This window comes from Stenotrophomonas sp. STEN014, from assembly GCF_056760315.1.
Window position 1 is genome coordinate 1 of sequence record NZ_JBRREN010000008.1, and the last position, 25,988, is coordinate 25,988.

At 67.9% G+C, this 25,988-nt stretch carries 21 protein-coding genes; 14 read left to right on the forward strand and 7 right to left on the reverse strand.

Translation table 11 applies throughout. The annotated features are described in order from the left end of the window. Positions 1-417 precede the first annotated feature (417 nt). Positions 418-1,632: a tyrosine--tRNA ligase gene (gene tyrS, locus ACVOMC_RS11695; RefSeq protein WP_481524085.1), complete on the reverse strand. Its 1,215-nt coding sequence runs from the start codon at positions 1,630-1,632 to the stop codon at positions 418-420. A gap of 166 nt (positions 1,633-1,798) precedes the next feature. Between tyrS and ACVOMC_RS11700 the strand changes: the two genes are divergently transcribed. Both ACVOMC_RS11700 and ACVOMC_RS11705 read left to right on the forward strand, forming a co-directional pair. After that, the gene (locus ACVOMC_RS11700) at positions 1,799-3,259 is read left to right on the forward strand and encodes a peptidoglycan DD-metalloendopeptidase family protein (RefSeq protein WP_481524086.1); all 1,461 of its coding nucleotides are present in this window, start codon (positions 1,799-1,801) and stop codon (positions 3,257-3,259) included. 73 nt (positions 3,260-3,332) lie between these two features. Next, a complete protein-coding gene (locus tag ACVOMC_RS11705) occupies positions 3,333-4,457 on the forward strand; it encodes an anhydro-N-acetylmuramic acid kinase (RefSeq protein ID WP_057506149.1) in 1,125 nt (374 codons plus the stop codon). A gap of 7 nt (positions 4,458-4,464) precedes the next feature. Here the strand turns inward: ACVOMC_RS11705 and ACVOMC_RS11710 are convergent, their stop codons facing one another. From ACVOMC_RS11710 to ACVOMC_RS11720, 3 genes are all read right to left on the reverse strand, one after another. Then, positions 4,465-4,692: a hypothetical protein gene (locus tag ACVOMC_RS11710; protein ID WP_054660813.1), complete on the reverse strand. Its 228-nt coding sequence runs from the start codon at positions 4,690-4,692 to the stop codon at positions 4,465-4,467. Positions 4,693-4,782: 90 nt separating this feature from the next. Next, positions 4,783-6,312: an AmpG family muropeptide MFS transporter gene (locus ACVOMC_RS11715; RefSeq protein WP_481524087.1), complete on the reverse strand. Its 1,530-nt coding sequence runs from the start codon at positions 6,310-6,312 to the stop codon at positions 4,783-4,785. Further along, entirely contained in the window at positions 6,309-7,109 is an 801-nt protein-coding gene (locus tag ACVOMC_RS11720; RefSeq protein ID WP_481524088.1) for an exodeoxyribonuclease III, read from the reverse strand. The genes ACVOMC_RS11715 and ACVOMC_RS11720 overlap by 4 nt, the downstream gene beginning before the upstream one ends. Positions 7,110-7,222: 113 nt before the next feature. Here ACVOMC_RS11720 and pyrE point away from each other — a divergent pair, with 113 nt between their 5' ends. The 8 genes from pyrE to ACVOMC_RS11760 all read left to right on the forward strand — a co-directional run bounded on the left by pyrE (position 7,223) and on the right by ACVOMC_RS11760 (position 16,795). Beyond that, the gene (gene pyrE, locus ACVOMC_RS11725) at positions 7,223-7,882 is read left to right on the forward strand and encodes an orotate phosphoribosyltransferase (RefSeq protein WP_054660344.1); all 660 of its coding nucleotides are present in this window, start codon (positions 7,223-7,225) and stop codon (positions 7,880-7,882) included. A 15-nt stretch (positions 7,883-7,897) separates the two neighbouring features. Beyond that, positions 7,898-8,605, forward strand: coding sequence for a hypothetical protein (locus ACVOMC_RS11730; protein WP_481524089.1), 708 nt, complete (start codon positions 7,898-7,900; stop codon positions 8,603-8,605). Positions 8,606-8,898: 293 nt separating this feature from the next. Next, the gene (locus ACVOMC_RS11735) at positions 8,899-8,991 is read left to right on the forward strand and encodes a potassium-transporting ATPase subunit F (RefSeq protein WP_481524090.1); all 93 of its coding nucleotides are present in this window, start codon (positions 8,899-8,901) and stop codon (positions 8,989-8,991) included. An 11-nt stretch (positions 8,992-9,002) separates the two neighbouring features. Further along, the gene (gene kdpA, locus ACVOMC_RS11740; RefSeq protein WP_481524091.1) at positions 9,003-10,721 is read left to right on the forward strand and encodes a potassium-transporting ATPase subunit KdpA; all 1,719 of its coding nucleotides are present in this window, start codon (positions 9,003-9,005) and stop codon (positions 10,719-10,721) included. An 8-nt stretch (positions 10,722-10,729) separates the two neighbouring features. Beyond that, on the forward strand, positions 10,730-12,793 hold the full coding sequence (kdpB, locus tag ACVOMC_RS11745) for a potassium-transporting ATPase subunit KdpB (RefSeq protein ID WP_481524092.1): 2,064 nt from the start codon (positions 10,730-10,732) through the stop codon (positions 12,791-12,793). Continuing rightward, a complete protein-coding gene (kdpC, locus tag ACVOMC_RS11750; RefSeq protein WP_481524093.1) occupies positions 12,790-13,398 on the forward strand; it encodes a potassium-transporting ATPase subunit KdpC in 609 nt (202 codons plus the stop codon). The genes kdpB and kdpC overlap by 4 nt, the downstream gene beginning before the upstream one ends. Positions 13,399-13,434: 36 nt before the next feature. Further along, positions 13,435-16,095 (forward strand): ATP-binding protein, encoded by a 2,661-nt coding sequence (locus ACVOMC_RS11755; RefSeq protein ID WP_481524094.1) that lies wholly within the window; start codon positions 13,435-13,437, stop codon positions 16,093-16,095. After that, entirely contained in the window at positions 16,088-16,795 is a 708-nt protein-coding gene (locus ACVOMC_RS11760; protein WP_481524095.1) for a response regulator transcription factor, read from the forward strand. The genes ACVOMC_RS11755 and ACVOMC_RS11760 overlap by 8 nt, the downstream gene beginning before the upstream one ends. 54 nt (positions 16,796-16,849) lie before the next feature. On the opposite strand, the gene ACVOMC_RS11765 is transcribed toward ACVOMC_RS11760, so the two are convergent. From ACVOMC_RS11765 to coaBC, 3 genes are read right to left on the reverse strand one after another with little or no spacing between them, the layout of a single operon-like run. Then, positions 16,850-19,210, reverse strand: a complete 2,361-nt coding sequence (locus ACVOMC_RS11765; protein WP_481524096.1) for a phosphomannomutase/phosphoglucomutase — start codon at positions 19,208-19,210, stop codon at positions 16,850-16,852. 16 nt (positions 19,211-19,226) lie between these two features. Further along, positions 19,227-19,700, reverse strand: a complete 474-nt coding sequence (dut, locus tag ACVOMC_RS11770) for a dUTP diphosphatase (protein ID WP_054660926.1) — start codon at positions 19,698-19,700, stop codon at positions 19,227-19,229. Continuing rightward, entirely contained in the window at positions 19,697-20,950 is a 1,254-nt protein-coding gene (coaBC, locus tag ACVOMC_RS11775; RefSeq protein WP_096144940.1) for a bifunctional phosphopantothenoylcysteine decarboxylase/phosphopantothenate--cysteine ligase CoaBC, read from the reverse strand. Before coaBC ends, dut begins: the two co-directional genes overlap by 4 nt. Before the next feature lie 95 nt (positions 20,951-21,045). On the opposite strand from coaBC, the gene radC reads away from it, so the two are divergent. The 4 genes from radC to ACVOMC_RS11795 all read left to right on the forward strand — a co-directional run bounded on the left by radC (position 21,046) and on the right by ACVOMC_RS11795 (position 25,615). Then, entirely contained in the window at positions 21,046-21,720 is a 675-nt protein-coding gene (gene radC / locus ACVOMC_RS11780; protein ID WP_054660085.1) for a RadC family protein, read from the forward strand. A gap of 113 nt (positions 21,721-21,833) precedes the next feature. Continuing rightward, the gene (gene argS / locus ACVOMC_RS11785) at positions 21,834-23,522 is read left to right on the forward strand and encodes an arginine--tRNA ligase (RefSeq protein WP_481524097.1); all 1,689 of its coding nucleotides are present in this window, start codon (positions 21,834-21,836) and stop codon (positions 23,520-23,522) included. A gap of 20 nt (positions 23,523-23,542) precedes the next feature. Next, positions 23,543-24,415 carry an SPOR domain-containing protein gene (locus tag ACVOMC_RS11790; protein ID WP_481524098.1) on the forward strand — a complete coding sequence of 291 codons (873 nt, stop codon included), beginning with the start codon at positions 23,543-23,545 and terminating at the stop codon, positions 24,413-24,415. A 444-nt stretch (positions 24,416-24,859) separates the two neighbouring features. Further along, the gene (locus tag ACVOMC_RS11795; RefSeq protein WP_481524099.1) at positions 24,860-25,615 is read left to right on the forward strand and encodes an SDR family NAD(P)-dependent oxidoreductase; all 756 of its coding nucleotides are present in this window, start codon (positions 24,860-24,862) and stop codon (positions 25,613-25,615) included. Positions 25,616-25,988: the final 373 nt, after the last annotated feature.

A 25,988-nucleotide genomic window follows, 5' to 3' on the forward strand; every position in this document is an offset into this window, starting at 1 on the left:
ACTTCGAATCAGGCCTCAGCGCCATCTTCGTAAGCTGCGACGTTTCCGTCGTAGCGAGCCGCCCATTATAGCCGGCTTTTCTGCTTCGTCAACACCTTTTTTCGAGGCGGTGACTTCAAGCTTTCCTTTCGCTTGCGCCTCTTGCGAGGTCCCTGCGTCGGGGGAGGTGAAGTATGTGCCTCTTTACGGGCTTTGTGAAGGGGTTGTGGAAAGTTTTTTCGAGCAATCGTTCATTGCGCCCTGGAACGGCCCGTAATGCTTTGCTTGCACTTATAGGTGTACACAGCAGTTACGCATCCAGATGATGCTGATCAAGGCTTACGGGGTGATGAGGCAAAGGGGCGTCGCCCTACCCTCTCCCGGCAGGAGAGGGCTTTGGCCGCTCCCCGGGGGAAGCGGCCTTGCTCACCTGCGCCGTCAGCCCGCCACTACCAGCAGGACGCGGGCGAAGGTGCGTTTGCCAACCTGCAGCAGCCCCTCGAAACCAGGCTGCAATACGGTCTGGGCGTCTTCGACGACTTCGCCATCCACCTTTACCGCGCGCTCCTTGAGCTTGCGCGAGGCCTCGGAGTTGCTCGGGGTGAGCCCTGCCGCCGTCAGCAACGCACCGATACGCAGTCCTTCAGCCGGCACGGTCACTTCCTGCAGCGGCAGCTGGGTGATATCGCCCTGCCCGGTCACCGCGGCATTCCAGCCGGCGATGGCCTGCTCGGCGGCGGCGGCATCGTGGAAGCGGGTGGTCAACTCACGCGCCAGGCGCAGCTTGATCTCGCGCGGATTGAGGGTGCCGGCCTCGACGTCGGCACGCAGCTGCCTGGCCTCGTCAATGGAGATATCGAAGCTGAGCAGATCGATCCAGCGCCACATCAAGGTGTCGTCCACCTTCATGGTCTTGGTGACGATGTCGATCGCCGGCTCGCTGATGCCGATGTAGTTGCCCAGCGACTTGGACATCTTGTTGACGCCGTCCAGGCCTTCCAGCAGCGGCATGGTCAGCACGATCTGCGGCTTCTGCCCGTGGTGTTCCTGCAGGCCACGCCCCATCAGCAGGTTGAACTTCTGGTCGGTACCGCCCAGTTCGACGTCGCATTCCAGCGCCACCGAGTCGTAGCCCTGCACCAGCGGATACAGGAATTCATGGATAGCGATGGATTGCTGGGCGGCGTAGCGCTTGGCGAAATCGTCGCGCTCGAGCATGCGCGCCACGGTGTGCTGGCCGGCCAGACGGATCATGTCGGCCGCGCTCATCTTGCCGAACCACTCCGAGTTGAAGCGCACCTCGGTCCTGTCCCGGTCCAGCACCTTGAACACCTGCTCCTCGTAGGTGCGTGCGTTGGCCAGCACATCCTCGCGGCTGAGCGGCTTGCGGGTCAGGCTCTTGCCGGACGGATCGCCGATCATGCCGGTGAAGTCGCCGATCAGGAAGATGACCTGGTGACCGAGATCCTGGAACTGGCGCAGCTTGTTCAGCAGCACCGTGTGGCCCAGGTGCAGATCGGGAGCAGTGGGGTCGAAACCGGCCTTCACACGCAGCGGACGGCCGCTTTCCAGCCGCTGGCGCAACTCCTCCACTTTGAGGATTTCGTCGGCACCACGGCCGATCAGGGCAAGGGCTTCATCAATCGAGGACACGCAAAACTCCCGGCTTCGCCGTTAAAAACATGAATGGTGTTAAGTGCAAGTTAACCGCGCCGCAAGATCGAAAAGCCATGTGGCTCAATGGTTTGACGCGGTATTGATACCTGTCTATGTTACCCGCGTTTAGGCCCGCGATCCGGGCCGGCCAGAGAACTGAGTGATGTCCCAACCCGATCATGGCCCCGCGCGCAAACAACGCTTCAAAGAACGCCTCAGCGTCCTGCACGACACCGCCCTGCATCGAAAGCTGAAACACCACCTGCCGGCCGCATTCAACGAACGCTGGACCCGACGGCATTGGATCCACGCCAGCCTGTTCGCCACCATCGGCGCGTTGGCGGCCACGATCGTGCCCGGCTTCTCCAATGCCATCGATCTGCCGGTCCCCACGTCCCACTCCACGCTCGCCCTGCCCTTGCCGCCGCTGTCACTGGCCCGCCGCGGCGAGACCCCGGGTGACAGCTGGCAGATCCAGCGGGTGGAACGCGGGCAGACCCTGAGCGATCTGTTCGCTGCGGCCGGGGTACCGGCAACCACCATGCAGCGGGTACTGGACCACCCCGGCACCCGCGAGGTGCTGACCCGGCTCAAGCCCGGCACCGAGATCGCCTTCGACCTGCCGGTCAACGGCACCCTGCGCAGCATCCGCTTCGACCGCGATGCCAACCACCGCGTCGAGCTGTCGCTGCAGGGCGACCAGATCCGCGAGAAGGTGATGCAACGCGCCACCACCACCCGCACCGTGGTCGCCAGTGGCGAGATCACCAGCTCCCTGTACACCGCCGCCCGCCGGGCCGGCCTGTCGCCCTCGGCCATCGCCACGATGACCGACGAGATCTTCAAGTACGACATCGACTTCTCCAAGGACCTGCAGCCGGGTGACCGCTTCAGCGTGGTCCTGGATGAAACCTGGCGCGAAGGCGAGCGCATCGACACCGGCAAGATCCTGGCGGCCACCTTCCAGACCGGCGGCAAAACCCACACCGGCTTCCGTTTCGAGCGCAACGGCAAGTCCGAGTACTTCGATATCAGCGGCCGCCCGCTGAAGAAGAGCTTCATCCGCTCGCCGATCCAGTTCGCCCGCCTGAGCTCGAACTTCGGCTCTCGCCGGCATCCGATCCTGGGCACCATGCGCATGCACAAGGGCGTGGATTACGCCGCACGCACCGGCACCCCGATCATGGCCGCCGGCGATGCCCGTGTGCAGTTCGCCGGCACCCAGCGCGGCTACGGCAATGTGGTGATCTTGGATCATGGCCGCGGCCACACCACGCTGTACGGGCATATGTCGCGGCTGGGCCCCTACCGCACCGGCCAGCGCGTGGCACAGGGCCAGGTGATCGGCTATGTGGGCTCCACCGGCATGTCGACCGGGCCGCACCTGCACTATGAGTTCCGCGTCAACGGCGTGCACCGCAATCCGCTGTCGGTGACGATGCCGCCGCCGGAACCGCTCAAGGGCGCCGAACTGGTCGCCTTCCGCGCCCAGACCGCGCCGGCGATGGCACGGATCCAGGGCATGGAGGAACTGATCTACGCCGACGCCGGTAACCGCAAGCCGGCCGCCACCCGCACCGCCAGTGCCGCGACCACACCCGCACCGGCCGGCAAGCGCGGCTGACCTCCGCGTTCCACGTTGACGCCACGGGCAGGGAGCTGGAAGCTTCCTGCCCGTCTGCTTTCCGGTTCCCGCAATGACGCCTGTCGATCCGCACCTGCCGCTGTTTGTTGGCCTGATGTCCGGCACCAGCGCCGATGGCATCGATGCGGCGCTGGTGCAGTTTCCCGAGGACGGCGGCTGCCGCTTCATCCATGGCCATACCCATCCGTGGGAGCGCCCGACCCGCGAGCTGCTGATCGCGCTGGGCCAGGGCGGCGAGCCGGCCTCGCTGGACGCGCTGGGGCAACTGGACGCGGCGGTGGGCCTTGCCTTCGCCGCGGCAGCCAACCAGCTGCTGGCGGAGGCCGGGTTGGACCGCACCCGCGTGCGTGCGATCGGCTCGCACGGCCAGACCATCCGCCACCGGCCGCTGGCCGACCCGGCTTTCACCTGGCAGATCGGCGATGCCAGCCGCATCGCCGAACTGACCGGCATCACCACGGTGGCCGACTTCCGCCGACGGGATGTCGCCGCCGGGGGTCACGGCGCACCGCTGATGCCGGCGTTCCATCTGGCCATGCTCGGCAGCACCGGTGAGGACCGTGCGGTGCTCAACCTGGGCGGCATCGCCAACCTGAGCCTGATCGCGCGTGACGGCAGCATCCGCGGCTTCGATACCGGCCCGGCCAACGCCCTGCTCGATGGCTGGTGCCAGCGCCACCTGGATTGTCCTTACGACGCCGACGGCGCGTTTGCCGCCCGCGGCCGGGTCGACGAGGTCCTGCTGGCGAAGCTGCGCGCCGAGCCGTGGTTCGCGCTGCCGCCGCCCAAGAGCACCGGCCGCGAACAGTTCCACCTTCAATGGGTGGAAGCGCATTTCGCCGACACCCCGCCGGTGCCGGCGGATGTGCAGGCCACCTTGCTGGAGCTGACCGCCGCCACGGTGGCCGATGCGCTGCTCGCGCATCTGCCCGACGTGCGTCAGGTCCTGGTCTGCGGCGGTGGCGTACGCAATCCGCGCTTGCTGCAGCGCCTGCAGGCCCGGCTGCCGGACGTGCGGGTCGGCTCCAGCGCCGGGCACGGCCTGGACCCGGATTACATGGAAGCGATGGGCTTTGCATGGCTGGCGCAGCAGACGCTGGCAGGACGCCCGGGCAACCTGCCCAGTGTCAGTGGCGCGCGCGGACCGCGCATCCTCGGCGCGATCCACCCGGCCTGAAACACCACTAGAACCCGCCGCCGGCCGGCAACGCCTTCAACGCCAGAATCGCTTCGGACAGCGCATCGACCTCCGGATTCTCGAACCCGCCGCGCACTTCCTGCTCGCCGGCGAACAGGCCCTGCTCCAGCAGCGCCAGACAGGTCTGTTCATGCGTCCAGCCGCGGGCCACCGCCAGCCGGCGGATCCGCTCAAGCAGGTGCGGATCGACATCCCGCAACGTCACATCGGCCATACCCACCACCTGTTGGCTACCGGTGGATCCCCCCGCGGGCATGATCAGACAGACCACCGCGCGATTCAACGCTTGCCGCAGCTTCCCGCGTCAGGCAGGGCGCGCCAGCTGCGTGGTCGCATCCACTTCGCGGCGCAGCCACCAGGCCATCAGCAGCCCCGGCACACCGACCACCACCGACACCAGGAAGAACACCTGCCAGCCGTAGGCATCGGCCAGCACGCCGGCGAATGGGCCGACGAACACCCGTCCCAGCGTGGCGAACGCCGACAGCAACGCGTAGTGGGTGGCCGAAAAACGCGTGCCACACAGGCCACTGAGCAACGCCACGAACGCCGCCGTGCCCATACCCCCGGCGAAGTTGTCCAGGCTCAGCGCGAACAGCAGCAGGCCATCCATCGGCGTGGGCTGGTCCAGGTGCACGATCAGCAGGTTGAACGCCGGCACCTGCACCGTACCCCAGGCGCCGGCCCCTTCCCGGGCCAGCAGATAGAAGCCCAGATTGGACACCAGCTGCAGCACGCCGAAGGCGATCACCGCGTTGGACAGGCGTACCCGCAGCAGGAAGAAGCCACCGACGATGGCGCCCACGATCGTCATCAGCAGGCCGATGGTCTTGTTCGCCAGCCCCACCTCGGCCTGGCTGAAACCCATGCCCTTGAGCAGGAACGGCGTGGACAGGCTCAGCGCGAAGGCATCGCCGACCTTGTACAGCACCACCAGCGCCAGGAACGCGCCGGCCCCGCGCATGCCGAAGTAGCTGCGCAACGAGGCGTTGAGGGTCTCGAACGGTACCCGGCGGGTGGCGCCCAAGCCCATCAGCATCGCCGCGGCGATCTGGGTGACGACGAACACCAGCCGTATCCAGCGGTCCTTGCTGGCCGGATCCAGTCCCAGCAGCACCAATGCCTGGTGCGCCAGCCACGCGCCCAGTGCGACGCCGGCCACCAGCGCCAGGAAGCCGCGCAACTCGCTACCGGCCCGGGATACCGGCGCCTTGAAGCGTTCCGGCAGCGGCGGCATCAGCGCCAGCGCCAGCACGCCCACCGTCGCGGCCAGGGCGGCCATCACCCGGTACACCTGCGGCCAGCTCTGCCACTGTTCGGCCCAGATCAGGGTGATGCCGCCGGACAGCACCATCGCCAGCCGGTAGCCGAGCACCGTCAGCGAACCGCCCAGGCCGCGTTCGGCCGGTGCCAGCAGGTCGGTCCGGTAGGCATCGATCACCACATCCAGCGTCGCCGACAGGCACGCCACCAGCACGGCCGCCGAAGCGAACAGCGCCAGATTGCGCGACGGCGACAGCGTGCTCATCGCCAGCAGCGCCGCGGCAAGTAGCAGAAGCAGCAGCACGATCCAGCCGCGCCGGCGCCCCAGCAGCGGCAGGTCGAAGCGGTCGATCAACGGCGCCCACAGGAACTTGAAGGTGTAGGGAATGCCGATCAGCGACAGGAAGCCCAGCGTCACCAGGTCCAGCCCGTCCACCGTCAGCCACGCCTGCATCGCCCCGCCGGTCAGCGCCAGCGGCAGCCCGGAGGCGAAGCCCAGCAGCAGGATCACGAACAGCCGGCGCAGGCGCTGCAGCCCGGCCGGGGGGGCCTCCACCACCGCTTCGGTCACAGGTCGTAGTCCACGGTGAACGGGGCGTGGTCGGAGAAGCGCTCACCGGTGTAGATCGAGCAGCCGCGCAGACGCTCACGCAGGCCAGGGGTGAGCAACTGGTAGTCGATGCGCCAGCCGACGTTGTTGGCACGCGCCGCGCCGCGGTTGCTCCACCACGTGTAGTCCTGCCCGTCCGGGTGCAGGGCGCGGTAGGCGTCCACCCAGCCACGGCCCGTGGCCGCATCGGCCAGTTCGGCCCGGTCGGCGCACAGCCCGTTGAGCCAGTCGCGCTCTTCCGGCAGACAGCCGGAGTTTTTCTGGTTGGACTTCCAGTTCTTGATGTCCAGCGCGCTGCGCACGATGTTCCAGTCACCGCACAGCACATAGTCGCGACCGCTGGCCAGCCACTCGTCCAGGATCGGCCGCAGCCACTGCATGACCTCGAACTTGAAGCCCTGGCGCAGCTCGCCGGAGGAGCCGGAGGGGATATAGAACGAGACCACGCTCAGGTTGCCAAAGCGCGCCTCGATGTAACGGCCTTCATCATCGAACGGCGCCCAGCCCAGCGACGTGCGCACCTCGTCGGGCTCGCGCCGGCTCCAGATCGCCACCCCGCTGTAACCCTTCTTGGTGATCGCGTCGCGGTAGAAGCAGTGGTGGCCGTCCGGGCGGAACAGCGCGTCGGTCAGCTGCGCCTCCTGCGCCTTGGTTTCCTGAATACACAGCACATCGGCCTGCTGCTGGGCGAACCAGTCGCCAAAACCCTTGGTGGTGGCCGAACGGATGCCGTTGGCGTTGAAACTGATGATGCGCATGGAATACCGCTGGCTGGACCTGGGACCGGTACAGCATACCGTCCACCCCAGCAATCGCCGAAGCCATGCTTTACCCTAGGCGCCTTCAATAGACGACAAGAAAACGCATTTACATGAGTGACCACCGTTCCCGTTTCCTGCAGCTGGCGCTGAACGCCGACGCGCTGCGTTTTGGCCAGTTCACCCTCAAGTCCGGCCGCGTGAGCCCGTATTTCTTCAACGCCGGCCGTTTCGACACCGGCCTGGCACTGGCCCAGCTGGGCAACTGCTATGCCGACGCCATCGACGCTGCCGGGATTGCTTATGACCAGCTGTTCGGCCCGGCCTACAAGGGCATCCCGCTGGCCACCGCGATCGCCTGCGAGTTCTCGCACCGCGGCCGCAACCTGCCGCTGACCTTCAACCGCAAGGAAGCCAAGGACCACGGCGAGGGCGGCACCCTGATCGGCGCGGACATGGCCGGCAAGCGCGTGCTGATCGTCGATGACGTGATCACCGCCGGCACCGCGATCCGCGAGGCGCTGGCGATCATCCGCGAAGCCAACGGCATTCCGGCCGGTATTGTCGTTGCGCTGGACCGCCAGGAGATCGCCTCGGAAACAGACGCGCGTTCGGCCGCGCAGGCCGTGGCCGCCGAGACCGGCATCCCGGTGATCGCCGTGGCCAACCTGGCCGACCTGCTTGCATTCGCCTCCGGGAACCCGGAACTTGTCGGCTATCGCGAACCGCTGCTGGCCTACCGTGGCCGCTACGGCAGCAATCCAACAGGCTGACAGCAGGGGGCTGCCATGGCGCTGGACCGGTACAACACAGGGGCGACGTTGCTGATGCTGCTGGCCACGCTGGCGGCACCGGCGCTGGCGCAGAACAAGGGCGATTCCGGCAAGAAACTGTATTGCTGGGATGAGGGCAGCCGCCGTATCTGTTCGGACACGCTGCCACCGGAAGCGGTGAACAGCGCGCGCCAGGAGTTCAACGCCCGCAGCGGTACCCGCAGTGCCGAAATCCAGCGCGCGCTCACCGCCGAGGAGCGCGCCGACGCCGCCCTGGCCGAGGCCCAGCAGAAGATCGATGCGGCCGCGGCCGACACCCGCAGGCGGACCGAGCAGGCGATGCTGGCCACCTATGGCAGCGAGGACGCGCTGCGTCGGGTGTTCGCCGAGCGCACCGCGATCGTGGACAACAACATCAACACCGCCCTCTACAACGTCGCCAGCCTGCGCGAAGCGCTGGCCGCGCAGCTGCTGTCGGCCGGCAACCGCGAGCTGGCCGGGCAGAAGGTGAGCGACAAGCAGGCCGGCGAGATCCGCCAGCGCCACCACGAGCTGTTGGCCCAGCTGCGGCTGCAGACCGCGTTCGAGCAGCAGCGCCAGGCCATGGAAGTGGAGATCGCCGAAAGCCTGGCCCGCTACCGCGAGCTGAAGGGAATTGCGGCCCCCGCCGATGCGGGGACCGCGCCCGACGCAGCGCCCGCACCCGCGCCAATCCAGGGCTGAGCGGGCAGCGCCGCAGGCAAGAGAACGAAGCGACCTCCGGGTCGCTTTTTTCATGGGTCTGGCAACACACCCGCCGCCGCGCTTGGCGACGGGCGACGTTCATGGCGCCACCTGGCACACGCATTTTTATGCCGTTTTTACGCCAGCATCCGGTCCGCGCCGTCGCGCGTTTATGGCCTGCCGAAGGACGATGTCTTAGCTGACCGGGGATCAGGCTCATTGCTGGCTGCTCCCCGCCTTCCATCCACGCGCCCTTGCGACCGGCGAGAGCGCGTCCTGACTTCGAGGTTTCCATGCCCGGCTGGCTTGCCCTGTTGTGCGGCGTAGTGGTGCTGATTGCCGCTGCCTACCTGTTGTACGCGGTCCTTCGACCCGAGTCGTTGTGAGGAGCGCTGCCGTGATCGAGCCCCTCCTCATCCTTCTGGCCAGCCTGGCGCTGGCCTGGCCGCTGGGCCTGTACTTGGCCCGGCTGATGCGTGGTACGCCGATGCGTATCGACGTCCTCTTCCACTGGATCGAAAAGCCGCTGTACCGCGTGCTCGGCGTGGACCCGAAACATTCCATGTCCTGGCGCGGCTATGTGGTCGCGTTCCTGATCAGCAACCTGGTGCTGGCGGTGCTGACCATGACCGTGTTCATGACCCAGGCCTGGTTGCCGTTGAACCCGGACAACATCCCCAACCTGCGCTGGGACACCGCGCTGCACACCATGGTGTCGTTCCTGACCAACACCAACCAGCAGCATTACAGCGGCCAGGCGCAGTTGTCCTACTTCGCGCAGATGACCGGCATCACCGGCCTGCAGGTGATCACCCCAATGATGGGGTTGGCACTGGCAGTGGCAACGCTGCGAGCCCTGTTCATGAAACCGGCCGGCAACGACAGCGGCCATGCCGCACCGGGCATCACCGTCGGCAACTACTACGCCGACGTGGTGCGCCTGTGCCTGCGCTTCCTGCTGCCGCTGTGCCTGGTGTGGACGCTGCTGCTGAACTGGCAGGGCGTGCCTTCCACGCTGGCCGCCGGCCCGCAGGCCACGCCGATCGATGCCGCCGCCGGCATGGCAACGCAGAAGATCCCGCTCGGCCCGGTGGCGGCGATGGTCGCGGCCAAACAGCTCGGCGCCAACGGTGGTGGCTGGTACGGCCCGAACAGCAGCTTCCCGCTGGAAAACCCGACCCCGCTATCCAATGCGCTGGAGCTGATCGGCATCCTGCTGATCCCGATGGCTATCATCTGCATGCTCGGCAGTTTCACCGGCCGGCGGCGCTTTGGCGCGCTGGTGTTCGGCTGCATGCTGACCATGTCGGTGCTGTCCACCAGCGCCAGCCTGTGGTTGGAAGGGCACAGCGCCAGCGCCGCCAGCGCCTTGCTGATGGAAGGCAAGGAAGCACGCTTCGGCGCCGATGGCACGGCGCTGTGGTCGTCCATTACCACCCAGGTGCAGAACGGTTCGGTCAATGGCATGCACGACTCGCTGAGCCCGCTCGGCGGCATGATGCCCATCGTCAACATGCTGGTCAGCGCGATCTGGGGCGGCATCGGCTGCGGCATCCAGCAGTTCCTGGTCTACCTGATGATGGCGGTGTTCCTCGCCGGCCTGATGACCGGGCGCACGCCTGAACTGCTGGGTCGCAAGCTGGAAACGCCGCAGGTGCGCCTGCTGGCGGTGCTGGTGCTGCTGCAACCGATCACCCTGCTTGGCCTGACCGCACTGACCCTGGCCATCCCCGGCCTGGCCGGCACCTCCAACCCCGGATTCCATGGCATCAGCCAGGTGTTCTACGAGTTCACCTCGGCCTATGCCAACAACGGCTCGGGCTTTGAAGGGCTGGCCGACAACAGCGTGTGGTGGAACCTCAGTTGTGCGCTGGTGTTGGCACTGGGCCGCTTCCCGATCCTGATCATCCCGCTGGTCATCGCCACCCAGCTGGCCGCCAAACGGCAGGTGCCGCAAAGCGCCGGCAGCCTGCAGATTGAAACCCCGACCTTCGCATTGACGCTTATCTGCCTGGTCATCGTCCTTACCGTGCTGCAGTTCCTGCCAGCGCTGGTGCTTGGCCCGGTGGCCGAACACCTGAGCCTGCTGGCCCTGCAGGGAGCCCCCTCACCGTGAACGCCCCCATGAACCGCTCCGCCTCTCCTGCGGCATCTTCTCCTACGGCATCGCGCCGCCCCGCTCTGCTCGATGCAGCCGACCTGCGCCGTGCGCTGTTCGACTCGGTCCGCAAGCTGTCTCCGCTGTACCTGCTGCACAACCCGGTGATGGCGGTGGTGATGGCCGGCACCGTGCTGGCACTGGTCGTCACCCTCAGTGGCACGGCGCCGCTGGGCTTCGGCCTGACGGTCACCGCGATCCTGCTGGTGACGGTGCTGTTCGGCAATTTCGCCGAAGCCGTGGCCGAAGCGCGTGGCCGCGGCCAGGCCGCGTCGCTGCGGCGTGCCCGCCAGGACCTGATCGCACGGCGCATCACCACGCCGCTGCAGGGTGCTGCCGAGAACCGTGTGCCCGCCGCCGAGCTGCGTCCGGGCGACCACGTGATCGTCAGTGCCGGCGAGTTCGTGCCGGCCGACGGCGAGATCGTGCGCGGCCTGGCCACCATCAACGAGGCCGCGGTCACCGGCGAATCGGCTCCGGTACTGCGCGAAGCCGACACCGACCGCTCCGGCGTGATCGGCGGCACCAAGGTGCTGTCCGACGAGATCGTGGTGCGCATCAGCGCCGAACCGGGCCACAGCTTCCTCGATCGCATGATCGCGCTGGTGGAAGGCGCAAACCGGCAGAAGACGCCAAACGAGATCGCGTTGACCCTGCTGCTGGCGGCGATGTCGCTGACCTTCCTGATGGTGGTGGCGACGCTGCCGGCGATTGCGGGCTTTGTCGGCGTCAAGGTCGATCCGCTGCTGCTGATCGCCTTGCTGGTGTGCCTGATACCGACCACCATCAGCGGCCTGCTGCCGGCCATCGGCATCGCCGGCATGAACCGTGCGCTGCAGGCCAATGTGCTGGCCAAATCCGGCAAGGCGGTGGAAGTGGCCGGCGACGTGGACGTGCTGCTGCTCGACAAGACCGGCACCATCACCTACGGCGACCGTCAGGCCACGCACTTCCATCCGCTGGCCGGCATCGACGCCGCGCAGCTGCGTGAGGCATCGCTGCTGTCGTCCCTGGCCGACCCGACGCCGGAAGGCAAATCCATCGTGCGTCTGGCGCGCGAGCAGGCCTGCACCACCGCCGAGCCGGAAAAAGCGGAGTATTTGTCCTTCACCGCGCAAACCCGCATGTCCGGTGTCGACCTCGACAACGGCCGCAGCATCCGCAAGGGCGCTGCCGATGCCATCACCGCGCATGTGCTGGCACTGGGTGGCACGGTGCCGAACGAGCTGCAGGCGCGGGTGGACCAGGTTGCCCGTGGCGGCGCCACGCCGCTGGTGGTCAGCGAAGGCCGGCATGTGCTCGGCGTGGTGGAGCTGGCTGACGTGGTCAAGCACGGCATGCGCGAGAAGTTCGCCCAGCTGCGGGCAATGGGCATCCGCACGGTGATGATCACCGGCGACAACCCGCTCACGGCCGCCGCCATCGCCGCCGAAGCCGGCGTCGATGACTACATCGCCCAAGCCAGGCCAGAGGACAAGCTGGCGCGCATCCGTGCCGAGCAGGCCGGCGGCCGGCTGGTGGCGATGGTCGGCGATGGCACCAACGACGCGCCGGCGCTGGCCCAGGCCGACATCGGCCTGGCGATGAACTCCGGCACGCAGGCGGCCAAGGAGGCCTGCAACATGGTCGATCTGGATTCGGACCCGGCCAAGCTGCTGGCGGTGGTGGAAGTGGGCAAGCAGCAGCTGATCACCCGCGGCGCGCTGACCACCTTCTCGCTGGCCAATGACGTTTCCAAGTACTTCGCCATCCTGCCGGCATTGTTCGCCGCCAGCATCCCGTCGATGGCGGCCTTGAACGTGATGCAGCTGTCGAGCCCGCGCAATGCGGTACTGGCGGCGCTGATCTTCAACGCATTGGTGATCCCGGCACTGATCCCGCTGGCCCTGCGCGGTGTGCGCTTCCGCCCGGCCACCGCCACCGCGCTGCTGCGGCGGAACATGCTGGTGTACGGACTGGGCGGCGTGCTGCTGCCGTTTGCGGCCATCAAGGCCATCGACCTTCTGCTTGCTCTGGTATTTGGCGCATGAACACCTCCAACACTTCTTCCCGTCGTACCGGCAACCCGCTGTGGCGGCCGGCCATTGGTCTGTCCCTGTTCGGCCTGCTCGGCACCGGCCTGGTCTATGCGGCGCTGGCGACCGGCATCTCCGGCTCACTGTTTCCTGCGCAGGCCGATGGCAGCCTGATCCGCGATGCCGACGGCCAGGTGCGTGGCTCGCTGTATCTGGCGCAGCCATTCGTCGGCGATGGCTATTTCCAGACCCGTCCTTCGGCGGCCAACTACGACCCGATGGCGGCGGCCGGCAGCAATATGGCGCGCAGCAACCCGGACTTGAACAAGCGCGTGGACACGGCCACCGCCGCCGTTGCCATGCGCGAGAAGATCGACCCGGCCACGGTGCCGGCTGACCTGGTCACGCAGTCGGCCAGCGGGCTGGATCCGGAACTGTCGCCCGCTGCGGTGCAGGTGCAGGTCGCGCGCGTGGCCCGCGCGCGCGGCTGGCCTGAAGCGCGCGTGCAGACGCTGGTGGCTGTACACACACAGAACCGCCAATGGGGCGTGTTCGGCCAGCCGCGTATCAACATCGTCGCCCTCAACCGGGCGCTGGATCAGGCCGCGTATGCGCCCTGATGCGGGCCGCGCTTGCAACAGCGCACAATCGCGGCCATGAACGACTCCCGCAGCCGCCAGGCCGATGCCCTGGCCGAGGCCCTGCAACGTGACGCCGGTGGCAAGCTCACCGTCTTCCTCGGCGCCGCGCCGGGCGTGGGCAAGACCTTCCGCATGCTCACCCGCGCCCAGGAACAGCTGCGGCGCGGGGTGGACGTGGTGGCGGCCGTGGTGGAAACCCATGGCCGCAGCGATACCGCCGCCCTGCTCGACGGTCTGCCGCGCATCGCCCTGCGTACGCTGGACTACCACGGCCATCAGCTGCAGGAGCTGGATCTGGACGCGGTGCTGGCGCGCAAGCCGGCACTGGTGCTGGTCGACGAGCTGGCCCATCGCAACGCTCCCGGTAGTCGTCACGAACGTCGCTGGCAGGATGTGATGGAGCTGCTCGATGCCGGCATCGACGTGTGGACCACGATCAACATCCAGCATCTGGAAAGCCTCAACGATGTGGTGATGCGCATCACCGGCGTGCGCGTGGGCGAGACCGTGCCCGACGTGGTGTTCGATCGTCTGCATGACATCGTGCTGGTCGACCTGCCACCACGCGAGCTGATCGAACGCCTGCAGCAGGGCAAAGTCTACGTTCCCGAACAGGCGGCGCAGGCGCTGCAGGCCTTCTTCTCGCCGGCCAACCTCACCGCGCTGCGCGAACTGGCGATGCAGGAAGCGGCCGACCGCGTCGACAGCAGCCTGCGCGAGACCCGCGCCGCACGCGGCGAAGGCAATCTGCCGCTGCGGCGGCGGGTTGTGGTCGCCATCGATGGCAGCGGCCAGAGCGAGTACCTGGTGCGGGTGGCGCGGCGCATCGCCGAACGCCGCGACGCACCGTGGACGGTGGTGACCGTGCAGCACCGGCGCCCCGATGAGGCCACCCGCCGCGAGATCGACGCCGCCTTTGCGCTCGCCCGCCGGCTCGGTGGCGACGCCGAGCTGCTGCATGGGCCGGGCATCGCCGATGCGCTGCTGGATTACGCCGCGCACAACGCGGTGTCCTCACTGGTGCTGGGTCGTACCCGCGAACGCCCTTTCGCACGGATGCTCAACCAGACCCTGACCCAGCAGCTGATCCAGCGCGGCGCGCACTACGAGATCACCATCATCAGCACACCGCAGGCACGCGCCAATGCGCGTCGCTTCGGGCTGTCGCTTACCCCGGACAGCTGGGGCAAGGATGCGATGACGGCGGTGCTGGCCACCGCCGGCGCCTGCTTCGCCGCATGGCTGGGCGAACACTGGATAGGCCTGAGTGATCTGGCGATGGTGTTCATCGTCGCGGTGGTGCTGGTGGCCGCGCGCACCCGCATGAGCGCGGCGGTGCTGGCGGCGACGCTGTGCTTCCTCGCCTACAACTTCTTCTTCATCGCACCACGCTTCACCTTTGCGATCAGCGCGCGGCAAGGCGTGATCACCGTCTTCCTGTTCCTCGCCGCCGCACTGGTTGCCGGCCGCTTGGCATCGCGCCTGCGCATGCAGGTGGTGGCGCTGCGTGCGGCCAATCGCCATGCCAATGTGCGGCAGACGCTGGGGCGGCAACTGGTCGGTGCCACCGACAATGCCCAGGTCGCGCACGCCGGCCGGGTAGCACTGGAACAGGCATTGGATGCACCGGCCTGGGTACGGCTGGGTGCCGACACCAGTACCAGCGGCAGTGCCGCGCCCGGCGACACCGATCTGGCAGCGGCCGACTGGGCACTGCGTCATGGCCAGCCCGCCGGCCGCTTCACCGACACGTTGGCCGGCGCCGGCTGGTGGTTCCTGCCCTTGCTCGACGGCGAGGCGCGGGCGATAGGCGTGGCCGGCCTACGCTTTGATCATCTGCACTCACGGCTTGCCCCCGAGCAACGCCAGCTGGTGCAGGCGATGGCCGACGACATCGCCCAGGCCGCCCTGCGCACGCGGCTGGTCGCCGACCTGGAAACAGCGCATCTGCACAACGAAACCGAACGCCTGCGCTCGGCCCTGCTGTCCTCGGTGTCGCATGACCTGCGCTCGCCATTGGCGGCGATGATCGGCTCGGCCGACAGCCTGTCCAACTACGCCGATGCGATGGATGCCGGCGACCGCCGCACCCTGCTCGACACCATCGTGGTCGAGGGCGAACGGCTGGACCGCTACATCCAGAACCTGCTCGACATGACCCGGCTCGGCCACGACGGGCTCAAGCTCAACCGCGACTGGATCGGCGTGGACGAACTGATCGGCTCGGCCGCGCGGCGCCTGCAGCGCTATCAACCCGAGGTGCGCCTGCAGCTGGACATTCCGGCCGCGCTGGCGCCGATCTGGGTGCACCCGGCGCTGGTCGAACAGGCGGTGTTCAACGTGATGGAGAACGCGGCCAGGTTCTCGCCGCCGGGCGTTCCGGTGGAAGTGCGTGCCCGCCAGCGCGATGGCGAACTGTGCATCGAGGTGATCGACGAAGGCCCCGGTATTCCTGATGCCGAGCGCGCGCGCATCTTCGACATGTTCTACAGCGTGGAGCGGGGTGACCGTGGCCGCCAGGGCACCGGCCTGGGCCTGACCATCTGCCAGGGCATGATCGGCGCCCACGGCGGCCGCGTGGAGGCACTGGCCGGTCCGGGTGGACGCGGTACGCTGATCCGCATGACTCTACCCCAGCTCCAGCCGGCACCGTCCGGCCCGCACGAAGATGAATAGCGCCCCGGCCATTCCACCAGCGCGGGTGCTGGTGATCGACGATGAAGTGCAGATCCGCCGCTTCCTCGACATTTCCCTGCGTACGCAGGGCTATGCGGTGGCCCAGGCCGCCACCGCTGCCGATGGCCTGCGGCAGCTGGCCGAGGACGGCGCCGACCTGGTCGTGCTGGATATCGGCCTGCCCGACATGGAAGGCCACGAGGTGCTAGCCGAGCTGCGGCAATGGAGCCAGGTGCCGGTGATCATGCTCAGCGTGCGCGCCGGCGAAGCCGAGAAAGTGCGCGCCCTGGACAACGGCGCCAATGACTACGTGACCAAACCGTTCGGCACCCGGGAGCTGATGGCACGGGTGCGGGCGCTGCTGCGCAGCCGCAGCACCGACAGCGAAGGCCAGGTGCCGGTGTTCGACGATGGCCACCTGCATATCGACCTGGCCCGGCGCGAGGTGCGTGTGGACGGTGAGGGGATCGCCCTGACCCGCAAGGAGTACGCCCTGCTCGCCCTGCTGCTGCGCAACGGCGGACGGGTGGTGACGCAACCGCAGATCCTGCAGGAGATCTGGGGGCCGACGCATCGGCATGACACCCATTACCTGCGCATCCTGGTGGGACGGCTGCGGCACAAACTGGGCGACTCGGCCCTGCAGTCCCGCTATGTGTTCACCGAGCCCGGTGTCGGCCTGCGCTTTGCCGGCAACTGACGAGGCCGCCCGGGGTGTCCGCGGACGGCCCCGGTTTTCAGCCGGGGACGGCGCTCAGAACGGCAGGTCGATGCCCGCCGGCAACACCTGCAGCAACTGCTCGCGGAACAGCTCCTGGATGCGTTTCAATCCGGCCTCGTCGTTGGCCTCAAAGCGCAGCACCAGCACCGGCGTGGTGTTGGAGGCGCGCACCAGGCCCCAGCCGTCGTTGAAATCCACCCGCAGGCCGTCGATGGTGGCCAGGCGCGCACCGGCGAAGGGCGAGCCTTCGACCTGCGCCTGGGCCTGCACCGCGGCGGCGATCAATGCCACCTGCGCGTGCTGGGTGCCCGCCTCCACCGCCACTTTCAGCTCCGGCGTGGAGACCGCATCGGGCAGCGCATTCAACACCTCGGCCGGGTCCTCTTCACGCTGGGCGAGGATTTCCAGCAGCCGCGCCATCGCGTACAGCCCATCGTCAAAGCCGTACCAGCGTTCCTTGAAGAAGAAGTGGCCGCTCATCTCGCCGGCCAGTTCGGCATCGGTCTCGCGCATCTTGGCCTTGACCAGCGAATGCCCGGTCTTCCACATCATCGGGCTGCCGCCATGGCGCAGGATGTAGTCCGACAGCTTGCCGGTGCACTTCACGTCGTAGATCACCATCGCGCCGGGATTGCGCATCAGCACATCGGCGGCGAACAGCATCAGCAGACGGTCGGCGTAGATCACCTTGCCATCCCTGGTCACCACGCCCAGGCGGTCGCCATCGCCATCGAAGGCCACGCCGATATCGGCGTCGAAGCGCTTCACCGTCTGGATCAGGTCTTCCAGATTGTCCGGTTCGCTCGGATCCGGGTGGTGGTTGGGGAAGCTGCCATCGACATCGCAGTACAGCGGAATGACATCGGCACCGATGGCTTCCAGCAGCTGCGGCGCCACCGCCCCGGCCACCCCGTTGCCGGCATCGGCCACCACCTTGAGCGGACGGTCCAGCTGCACGTCGTCGGCGATGCGCAGGATGTACTCGTCGATCACCTCGCGCTGCTGCAGCCCGCCAAGCGTATCGGCACGTTGCAGACGGCCTTCCTGGATACGCGTGTACAGGTCGGTGATGGCGGCACCGGACAGCGTTTCACCACCGATCACGATCTTGAAACCGTTGTAATCCGGCGGATTGTGGCTGCCGGTCACCGCCACGCAGCTGCCGGCGCGCAGGTGGTAGCTGGCGAAATACACCACCGGCGTCGGCGCCAGGCCGATGTCGATAACATCGCAGCCGGCAAGGCGCAGGCCCTGGATCAGGCTGTCGGCCAGTTCCGGCCCGGACAGCCGGCCATCGCGGCCGACCACCACATCACGCAGGCCCTGCGCCTGCATCGCACTGCCGATGGCCTGGCCGATGAGTGTGGCGACCGTGGCATTGAGTTCGCTGCCCAGCACGCCGCGGATATCGTAGGCGCGGAAAATGCCCGGCGGCACCGCCTCGGCACCGGGTTCGGCCTGTACGGTCGGCTCGCCATCGGCCCGCGCGGCGCCGGGCGCGGGCGGCAGCGGGTCCTGCTGCAGGGCTTCATGCAGGGTGATGCCGCTGTCTTCTTCGACCTCGCCCTTCCTGCGCAGCGCCGGCAGGCTGGCCAGGCGCTTGCGCCCGAACAGCAACAGCAGCGCCGTCACCAGCAGCAGCAACGCCACCACCGCGCAAGGAATCGCCCCCAGACCCAGCGGGCCTGCGTCGACATCCGGCAATTCGGCCACCACGCGCAGGCCGGTGTCGCCGACCGGACGGGCCAGCGCATCGGCACTGCCGCCCAGGCCGGCATTGCCCTTCTGCAGGATGGTGAAGCCCCCCTGGCGCAGGCCCAGAAACGCCCGGTCCGGCGACTGGATCGGATCGAATACCGAGGTCAGCCGGGTCAACGGCTGACGGATGTAGACCACCGCCGCCTGCCCGTGCAACTGCACCGGCGCTGCCAGGCCCAGACGCGGGCCATTGGCATCGCGCACCACCCGCGCGACCGGCTTGCCCTCGGCCAGCGCCAGCTCCAGCAGCGCCAGACGCGAATAGCCGAAGGCGGCCGGATCGGCATAGGCGCTGGACAGCGTGGCGTCGAGCACCTGCGCGTCCTCCACACCGGTCCACTGCTCCCGCACCGCCAGCGCGGTGGCGGTGGCATCACCGGTGGCCAGCGCGGCCTGTACCGGCGCCCGCTCCAGCTGCTTGCCGAACTGCACCAGCTGCGCGCTGACCGCCTGCTGCACGTCGCTCACGGCGCGATCGCGCGCATGTTCCAGCACGGTGCCGGTATCGGCCTGCAGCCACTGGTTGAACGCGCTCCAGCCGAACCAGCCCGCCAGCAGCAACAGCAGTACCGCCAGCAGCGGCGTTGAACGGCCCAGCGCCACGCGCGGGCGTTGGCTTTCCTTACCTTGGCTCATCGTGCGTTTCCCCCTGTCAGCGCACCCCGGTGTGGCCAAACCCACCCGTTCCACGTGCACTGTCGATGAAAGTATCCACTACCTGCAACGTGACGCGGGCGATGGGCATCACCACCAGCTGCGCGATGCGGTCGCCGGGTTCGATGGTGAAGGCGTCACGGCCCCGGTTCCAGACGCTGATCAGCAGCGGCCCCTGGTAGTCGGCATCGATCAGGCCGGTGCCGTTGCCCAGCACGATGCCATGGCGATGGCCCAGCCCGGAGCGTGGCAGCACCACCGCACACAGGTTGGGGTCGGCGATATGGATGGCGATCCCGCTGGGCAGCAGCGCCGCATCGCCCGGCGGCAGCGTCATCGGCGCTTCGATCGCCGCGCGCAGGTCCATGCCGGCGCTGGCTTCGGTGGCGTAGCCCGGCAGCGGCCAGGCATCGCCGAAGCGGGGATCCAGCAATTTCACCTGCAACGGCTGCAGCGCACTTGCCTCATTCATGCATCCAACCTCTCGGCGATCAGGTCCAGCAGCTGTTCGGCCAGCCGGGTCTTGGCGGTGCCCGGGAACTCGCGCTGGCCGCCATCCCAGTAGGCCACCGCCGCGTTCTGGTCGCTCTCAAAGCCGTTGCCGGCGATGCCGACTTGGTTGGCGATGATCAGGTCCAGATGCTTGGCCACCAGTTTGCCGCGCGCGTATTTCTCCACCTCGTGGGTCTCGGCGGCAAAGCCGACCACCAGCTTCAGCGCCTGGGTCTGCGCGGCCACTTCGGCCAGGATATCCGGGGTGCGCACCAGCTCCAGCGTCAGGGTCTGGCTGTCGGCGGTCTTCTTCAGCTTCTGCGACGAGACCTGGCGCGGGGTGTAATCGGCCACTGCGGCCGCGCCGATATAGATGTCCGCCGGCAGCGCGCCCAGCACCGCCTCGCGCATCTGCGCGGCCGAGCGCACGTCGATCCGGGTGACCCCGGCCGGCGTCGGCAACTGCACCGGCCCGCTGACCAGGGTCACCTGCGCGCCCCGGGCGGCGGCGGCGGCGGCCAGCGCATAGCCCATCTTGCCGCTGGAGCGGTTGCCGACATAACGCACCGGATCCAGATCCTCGTAGGTCGGGCCGGCACTGATCAGCACCCGCAGGCCGTGCAGCCGGCCCGGCACAGTAGCCGCGGCCGGACCCGCATGACCTGCCAACGCCGCGACAATCGCCAACGGCTCGCTCAGGCGGCCGGGGCCGGATTCGCCCTCGGCCAGCGGACCGTCTTCAGGCCCGATCACCTGTGCGCCGCGCTCGCGCAGCAGCGCGATATTGGCCTGCGTGGCCGGGTGCAACCACATGCGATGGTTCATCGCCGGGCACACGGTCAGCGGCGCGGTGGTGGCCAGGCACAGGGTGGTCACCAGGTCATCGGCGTTGCCATGGGCCAGCCGCGCCAGCAGATCGGCCGTGGCCGGGGCCACGACAATGCGGTCGGCCCAGCGCGCCAGTTCGATATGTCCCATCGCCTGTTCGGCGGCGCTGTCCCACAGCGTGGTGCGGGTCGGCTGGCCCGACAAGGCCTGGAAGCTCAGCGGCGTGACGAACTGCTGCGCCCCTGCGGTCATCGCCACCTGCACCTGCGCGCCGGCATCGCGCAGCCGGCGCACCAGCTCCAGCGCCTTGTAGGCGGCAATGCCGCCGCCCACGCACAACAACAGTTTCTGTCCTTCCAACGATCGCGATGGCGTCTGTGGACTCTGGGGAAAGCCGGTCACGAGGAAAATTCCTACCTGCACAAGAACGTTTAGCTTACCCGAAGGGTCGGCATCGCCTGATCCCGTTTCTGGCCACTGGCGCCCAGTCTGTGGGCATGCATATCCGCGACTGGCCCACTGCCGAGCGTCCCCGCGAGAAGCTGCTGGCCCGGGGCGCGGGCATCCTCTCCGATGCCGAGCTGCTGGCGATTTTCCTCGGTTCGGGCCTACGCGGCCGCGACGCGGTGCAGACCGCACGCGACCTGCTGCTGGCCCATGGTCCGCTGCGGCAACTGCTGGATCGCAACGCCGATGAACTGGCGCAGCTGCCGGGCCTGGGGCCGGCCCGCGCCTGCAAGCTCAGCGCCGCGCTGGAACTGGGCCAGCGCCATCTGGCCGCCGAGCTGGAACGCGGTATCGCCCTGAGCGATCCCACCTCTGCCGGCCGCTATTTCGCCCAGCGCCTGCGCGCGCGGCCGCATGAGGTGTTCGCCGCGCTGTTTCTGGATACCCGGCACCGGGCGCTGGCCTTCGAGGAGCTGTTCGCCGGCACCATCGACGGCGCCGAGGTGCATCCTCGCGAAGTGGTGCGTCGCGCCTTGGCCCACAATGCGGCGGCGGTGATGATCGGGCACAACCACCCGTCGGGAAATCCGGAGCCCTCCGCCGCCGACCGGGCCATCACCACCCGCCTGCAACAGGCGCTGGCGCTGGTCGATATCCGCCTGCTGGACCACTTCGTGATCGGTGATGGCGCCCCAGTCTCGCTGGCCGCACGCGGCTGGATCTGAACCAAAACCGCGGATTCTTTGACATTCCTGACCGCCAGGCACGCGCCCCGGCAAGGCGGCCGGGCCATCGCTCAGGTAAAATGGGCAGTTCCGCGCTTCAAGCAGATAGTCACGTGAAAGCCCAACTCCGCGCCCTCATCGGCCAAGGCATCGAAGCCTTGCGCGCCAACGGCACCCTGCCTGCCGACACCCTGCCGCCGGATTTCGTGGTCGAACGACCCAAGACCCGCGAACACGGCGACTTCGCCACCAATGCCGCGATGCTGCTGGCCAAGGCCGCGCGCAGCAATCCGCGCGCCATCGCCCAGGCACTGGTGGCGGCACTGCCAGCCAGCGACGACATCGCCAGTGTCGAGATCGCCGGCCCGGGCTTCATCAACTTCAAGTTCGCGCCGGTGGCCTACCAGCGCGAAGTGGTCAGCGTACTCAAAGAGGGCCAGGACTACGGTCGCAACCTGACCGGCAACGGCCGCACCGTGGGCGTTGAATACGTCTCGGCCAACCCGACCGGCCCGCTGCACGTCGGCCACGGCCGCGCCGGCGCGATCGGCGACTGCATCGCCCGCGTGCTGGAAGCCAACGGCTGGAACGCCAAGCGCGAGTTCTACTACAACGACGCCGGCGTGCAGATCGAGAATCTGGCCAAGTCGGTGCAGGCCCGTGCGCGCGGTTTCAAGCCGGGCGACGCGCAGTGGCCCAGCGAGGCCTACAACGGCGAGTACATCGGCGATGTGGCCACCGCCTACCTGACCGGCCAGACCGTGGAACTGGAAGGCAGCCAGGTGGTCGGTGCCAAGGATGCCGAGGACATCGAGGCCATCCGCCGCTTTGCCGTGGCCTACCTGCGCAACGAGCAGAACCAGGATCTGGCTGCATTCGGCGTTGATTTCGACATCTACTTCCTGGAAAGCTCGCTGTACAAGGACGGCAAGGTCGAAGAGACCGTGGCCCAGCTCAACGCCTCCGGCCACACCTACGAGGAAGGCGGCGCGCTGTGGCTGCGCTCCACCGATTTCGGTGACGACAAGGACCGCGTGATGCGCAAGTCCGACGGCACCTACACCTACTTTCTGCCGGACGTGGCCTACCACCTGAGCAAGTGGCAGCGCGGCTACGAGCGCGCGATCACCGAGCTGGGCGCCGACCACCACGGTTCGCTGGCACGCGTGCGCGCCGGCCTGCAGGCGCTGGATGTAGGCATTCCCCAGGGCTGGCCCGAATACGTGCTGCACCAGATGGTCACGGTGATGCGCGGTGGCGAGGAAGTGAAGCTGTCCAAGCGCGCCGGCAGCTACCTGACCCTGCGCGACCTGATCGAGGAAGTCGGCGCCGATGCGGTGCGCTGGTTCCTGATCGCGCGCAAGCCCGATTCGCAGCTGACCTTCGACATCGACCTGGCCCGCCAGCAGAGCAGCGACAACCCGGTGTTCTACGTGCAGTACGCCCATGCCCGGGTCTGCTCGCTGCTGCGCCAGGCGCAGGAGAAGGGCCTGGACTACACCCAGGCCGACAATCTGGCCGCGCTGGCGGTGCTGGGCGACGCGCTGTCGCTGGAGCTGATGAACGAGATCTCGCGTTATCCGGAAGTGGTGGAAAGCGCCGGCATCGCGCTGGAACCGCACCAGGTCGCACAGTACCTGCGTGAATTGGCGCACGCTTTCCACACGTGGTATCACGGCACGCCGGTGCTGGTGGATGAGGCTGCCGAGCGCAACGCCAAGCTGACACTGGCCTGCGCGGTGCGGCAGACGCTGGCCAACGGCCTGGGCATCCTGGGCGTCAGCGCCCCGGAAAAGATGTAAGTCAAGGAGACGCAGTAGACATGGCAGCACGACGCGGCAAGAGTCAGGCGCGACGCAACAGCAACAACGGCACGCCCGGCTGGGTGTGGCTGGTTGCCGGTGCGGCGATCGCCGCCGTGGTGTTCCTGGCGGCGCCGGACCTGTTCAAGAAGGACGGCGACGGCTTCCTGCGGGTCGGCCCGCAACCCAACCCCGATGCGCAGCCGGCCCCCGTGGCCGATGCGGATCTGGACGCCGGCGTGACGCCGGCCCGGCCGACGCCAGCGGCCAAGGCCGAGGACAAGCCGGCCACCCAGTACGACTTCTACACGTTGCTGCCAGGCACGGAAGTGCAGATGTCCGATGCTGAACTGGCGGCCAGTGCCAAGGCCGAGGAACAGCGCCGCGAAGCCGCCGCCCGCGCCGCGGCGGCCGCTGCACCGGCGACCGAAGCCCAGCGCGCGCAGGCGGCGCTGGAAGGCCGTCCGGTTCCGGCACCGTTGCCGGCACCGTTGCCGGCGCCGGTCGCCGAAACCCCGCGTCAGCCCGGACCGGTGGCCGAAAGCACCCCGGCCCGTCCTGCAGCGAGCTCCCCGGCACAGGTCGCCAGCGCTCAACCGGCGCCCAAACCGGCCGCGGCTGCGCCCGCACCGACGGCGACCACAACGGCCCCGGCGGAGAACGTGCGCTACATCCTGCAGGCCGGCGCCTTCGGGGCATCCGGCGATGCGGAAGCCACCAAGGCCAAGCTGGCAATGATGGGCTTGGCGGCGCGCGTGGAATCGGCGCAGATCAACGGCAACACCGTCTACCGCGTACGCATGGGCCCGTACGGCACCGCCAGCGAACTGGCCGAAGCCAAGGCCAAGCTCAACGGCAGCGGCCTGCAGGCGATGGCGATCAAGGCGCAGTAACACCGCTGGAGGCGGTGTTACCCCATAGTTTGCTTGGCAAACTATGGGCACCGTGCCCGTTTTCTCCCTATCCCCGCGCCTGTCGGCGCGCCCCCTTACTAAAGAGGGCTGTTGCGACTATTGGTTCGTTGGTGAAGCATCTGGAGCATTCACGCCCCGATATCGGTTGATGTCGGGGCTTTTTGTCTGTGCCTTTGTAGCCGGGGTAAGCGCAGCCGGGGGCTTTGCTTGCCCAACCTGCTCGAACGCGTTTTCTTGCAACGTTGATTTCCCTGCAAAGAGCCCCCCTCCCTTTGGCGTCGCTCAGGGGAGGCTTTGGCTTTGGCTTTGGCTTTGGCTTTGGCTTTGGCTTTGGCTTTGGCTTTTAACGCTGCACCCGCTCATCCCTCCCGCCACTGCACCCACAGTGCGAAAATCCCCGCTCCCTGCCCCAAGGATTCCGCAATGTCCAAAATCGCCCTGATCACCGGCGCCACTTCCGGCTTTGGTGCCGCCGCCGTCCGCCGTTTCGCCGCCGCCGGCTGGAAGGTGATCGCCACCGGCCGTCGCGGCGAGCGCCTGCAGCCACTGGTGGCCGAATTCGGTGCGGACGTGGTGCATGCCGCCGCCTTCGACATCCGCGACCACGCCGCGATGGACGCGGCGCTGGCCGCGCTGCCGGCCGGTTTCCGCGACATCGACCTGCTGGTCAACAACGCCGGCCTGGCCCAGGGCACCGCACCGGCGCAGGGGGCGGCGCTGGAAGACTGGCGCACGATGATCGACACCAACATCACCGCGCTGGTCACCCTCACCCACCGCCTGCTGCCGCAGCTGATCGCCCGCCGCGGCGCGATCATCAACATCAGCTCGGTGGCCGGCGTGTATCCGTACCCGGGCGGCAACGCCTATGGCGGCACCAAGGCCTTCGTCAGCCAGTTCTCGCTGGGCCTGCGCTCGGACCTGCACGGCACCGGCGTGCGCGTGACCACGATCGAACCGGGCATGGCCGAAACCGAGTTCACCCTGGTGCGCACCCACGGCGACCAGAGCGCTTCGGACAAACTCTACAGCGGCGCCCACCCGATGACCGCCGAGGATATCGCCGAGTCGATCTTCTACGTGGCCACGCTGCCGGCCCACCTGAACATCAACCGGCTGGAGATCATGCCCACCAGCCAGTCGTTCGCCGGTTTCCAGGTCGCCCGCGATCCTTCCTGAAGGCACTCCGCAGGCCGCTACCGGTGGCCCCTAGGCAGCGAGGGGAAACCACCCACCACAGACTTTGCCTGTGGATGGATTGCACGCACGCTCGGCGGGCTTGCGCGAATGCCGCCGTGGCTGCCGTCGGCGGTGCGCAGGGAAGAAGTCATCAATGCCTGTCGAATGCTGCCTGCCACGAACAGCCGGGGGTCGGCCGGGGCCGACCTTGGCACCTGCCGCATGCCGCCAGCCCCAGCCGCGATGGCGGCCGGTGTGGCGGGGCCATCAGCCTCGCCGCACACCCCCAACGGGCCGAAGATAGCGACCGGACCCTCCCCAGCGGGCCGGGCTGCTGGACCAGCGCGGCTACATGGTGAACGGCGGGCCCGCT

Bases quoted from the DNA above. Each gene is read 5' to 3' on its own strand.
- dut (WP_054660926.1), bottom strand. From the start codon at position 19,700: ATGAATGAGGCAAGTGCGCTGCAGCCGTTGCAGGTGAAATTGCTGGAT.
- kdpC (WP_481524093.1), top strand. From the start codon at position 12,790: ATGAACACCTCCAACACTTCTTCCCGTCGTACCGGCAACCCGCTGTGG.
- ACVOMC_RS11735 (WP_481524090.1), top strand. From the start codon at position 8,899: ATGCCCGGCTGGCTTGCCCTGTTGTGCGGCGTAGTGGTGCTGATTGCC.
- radC (WP_054660085.1), top strand. From the start codon at position 21,046: ATGCATATCCGCGACTGGCCCACTGCCGAGCGTCCCCGCGAGAAGCTG.
- ACVOMC_RS11765 (WP_481524096.1), bottom strand. From the start codon at position 19,210: ATGAGCCAAGGTAAGGAAAGCCAACGCCCGCGCGTGGCGCTGGGCCGT.
- ACVOMC_RS11720 (WP_481524088.1), bottom strand. From the start codon at position 7,109: ATGCGCATCATCAGTTTCAACGCCAACGGCATCCGTTCGGCCACCACC.
- kdpB (WP_481524092.1), top strand. From the start codon at position 10,730: ATGAACCGCTCCGCCTCTCCTGCGGCATCTTCTCCTACGGCATCGCGC.
- pyrE (WP_054660344.1), top strand. From the start codon at position 7,223: ATGAGTGACCACCGTTCCCGTTTCCTGCAGCTGGCGCTGAACGCCGAC.
- ACVOMC_RS11700 (WP_481524086.1), top strand. From the start codon at position 1,799: ATGTCCCAACCCGATCATGGCCCCGCGCGCAAACAACGCTTCAAAGAA.
- ACVOMC_RS11760 (WP_481524095.1), top strand. From the start codon at position 16,088: ATGAATAGCGCCCCGGCCATTCCACCAGCGCGGGTGCTGGTGATCGAC.
- ACVOMC_RS11755 (WP_481524094.1), top strand. From the start codon at position 13,435: ATGAACGACTCCCGCAGCCGCCAGGCCGATGCCCTGGCCGAGGCCCTG.
- ACVOMC_RS11705 (WP_057506149.1), top strand. From the start codon at position 3,333: ATGACGCCTGTCGATCCGCACCTGCCGCTGTTTGTTGGCCTGATGTCC.
- ACVOMC_RS11795 (WP_481524099.1), top strand. From the start codon at position 24,860: ATGTCCAAAATCGCCCTGATCACCGGCGCCACTTCCGGCTTTGGTGCC.
- ACVOMC_RS11710 (WP_054660813.1), bottom strand. From the start codon at position 4,692: ATGGCCGATGTGACGTTGCGGGATGTCGATCCGCACCTGCTTGAGCGG.
- ACVOMC_RS11790 (WP_481524098.1), top strand. From the start codon at position 23,543: ATGGCAGCACGACGCGGCAAGAGTCAGGCGCGACGCAACAGCAACAAC.
- ACVOMC_RS11730 (WP_481524089.1), top strand. From the start codon at position 7,898: ATGGCGCTGGACCGGTACAACACAGGGGCGACGTTGCTGATGCTGCTG.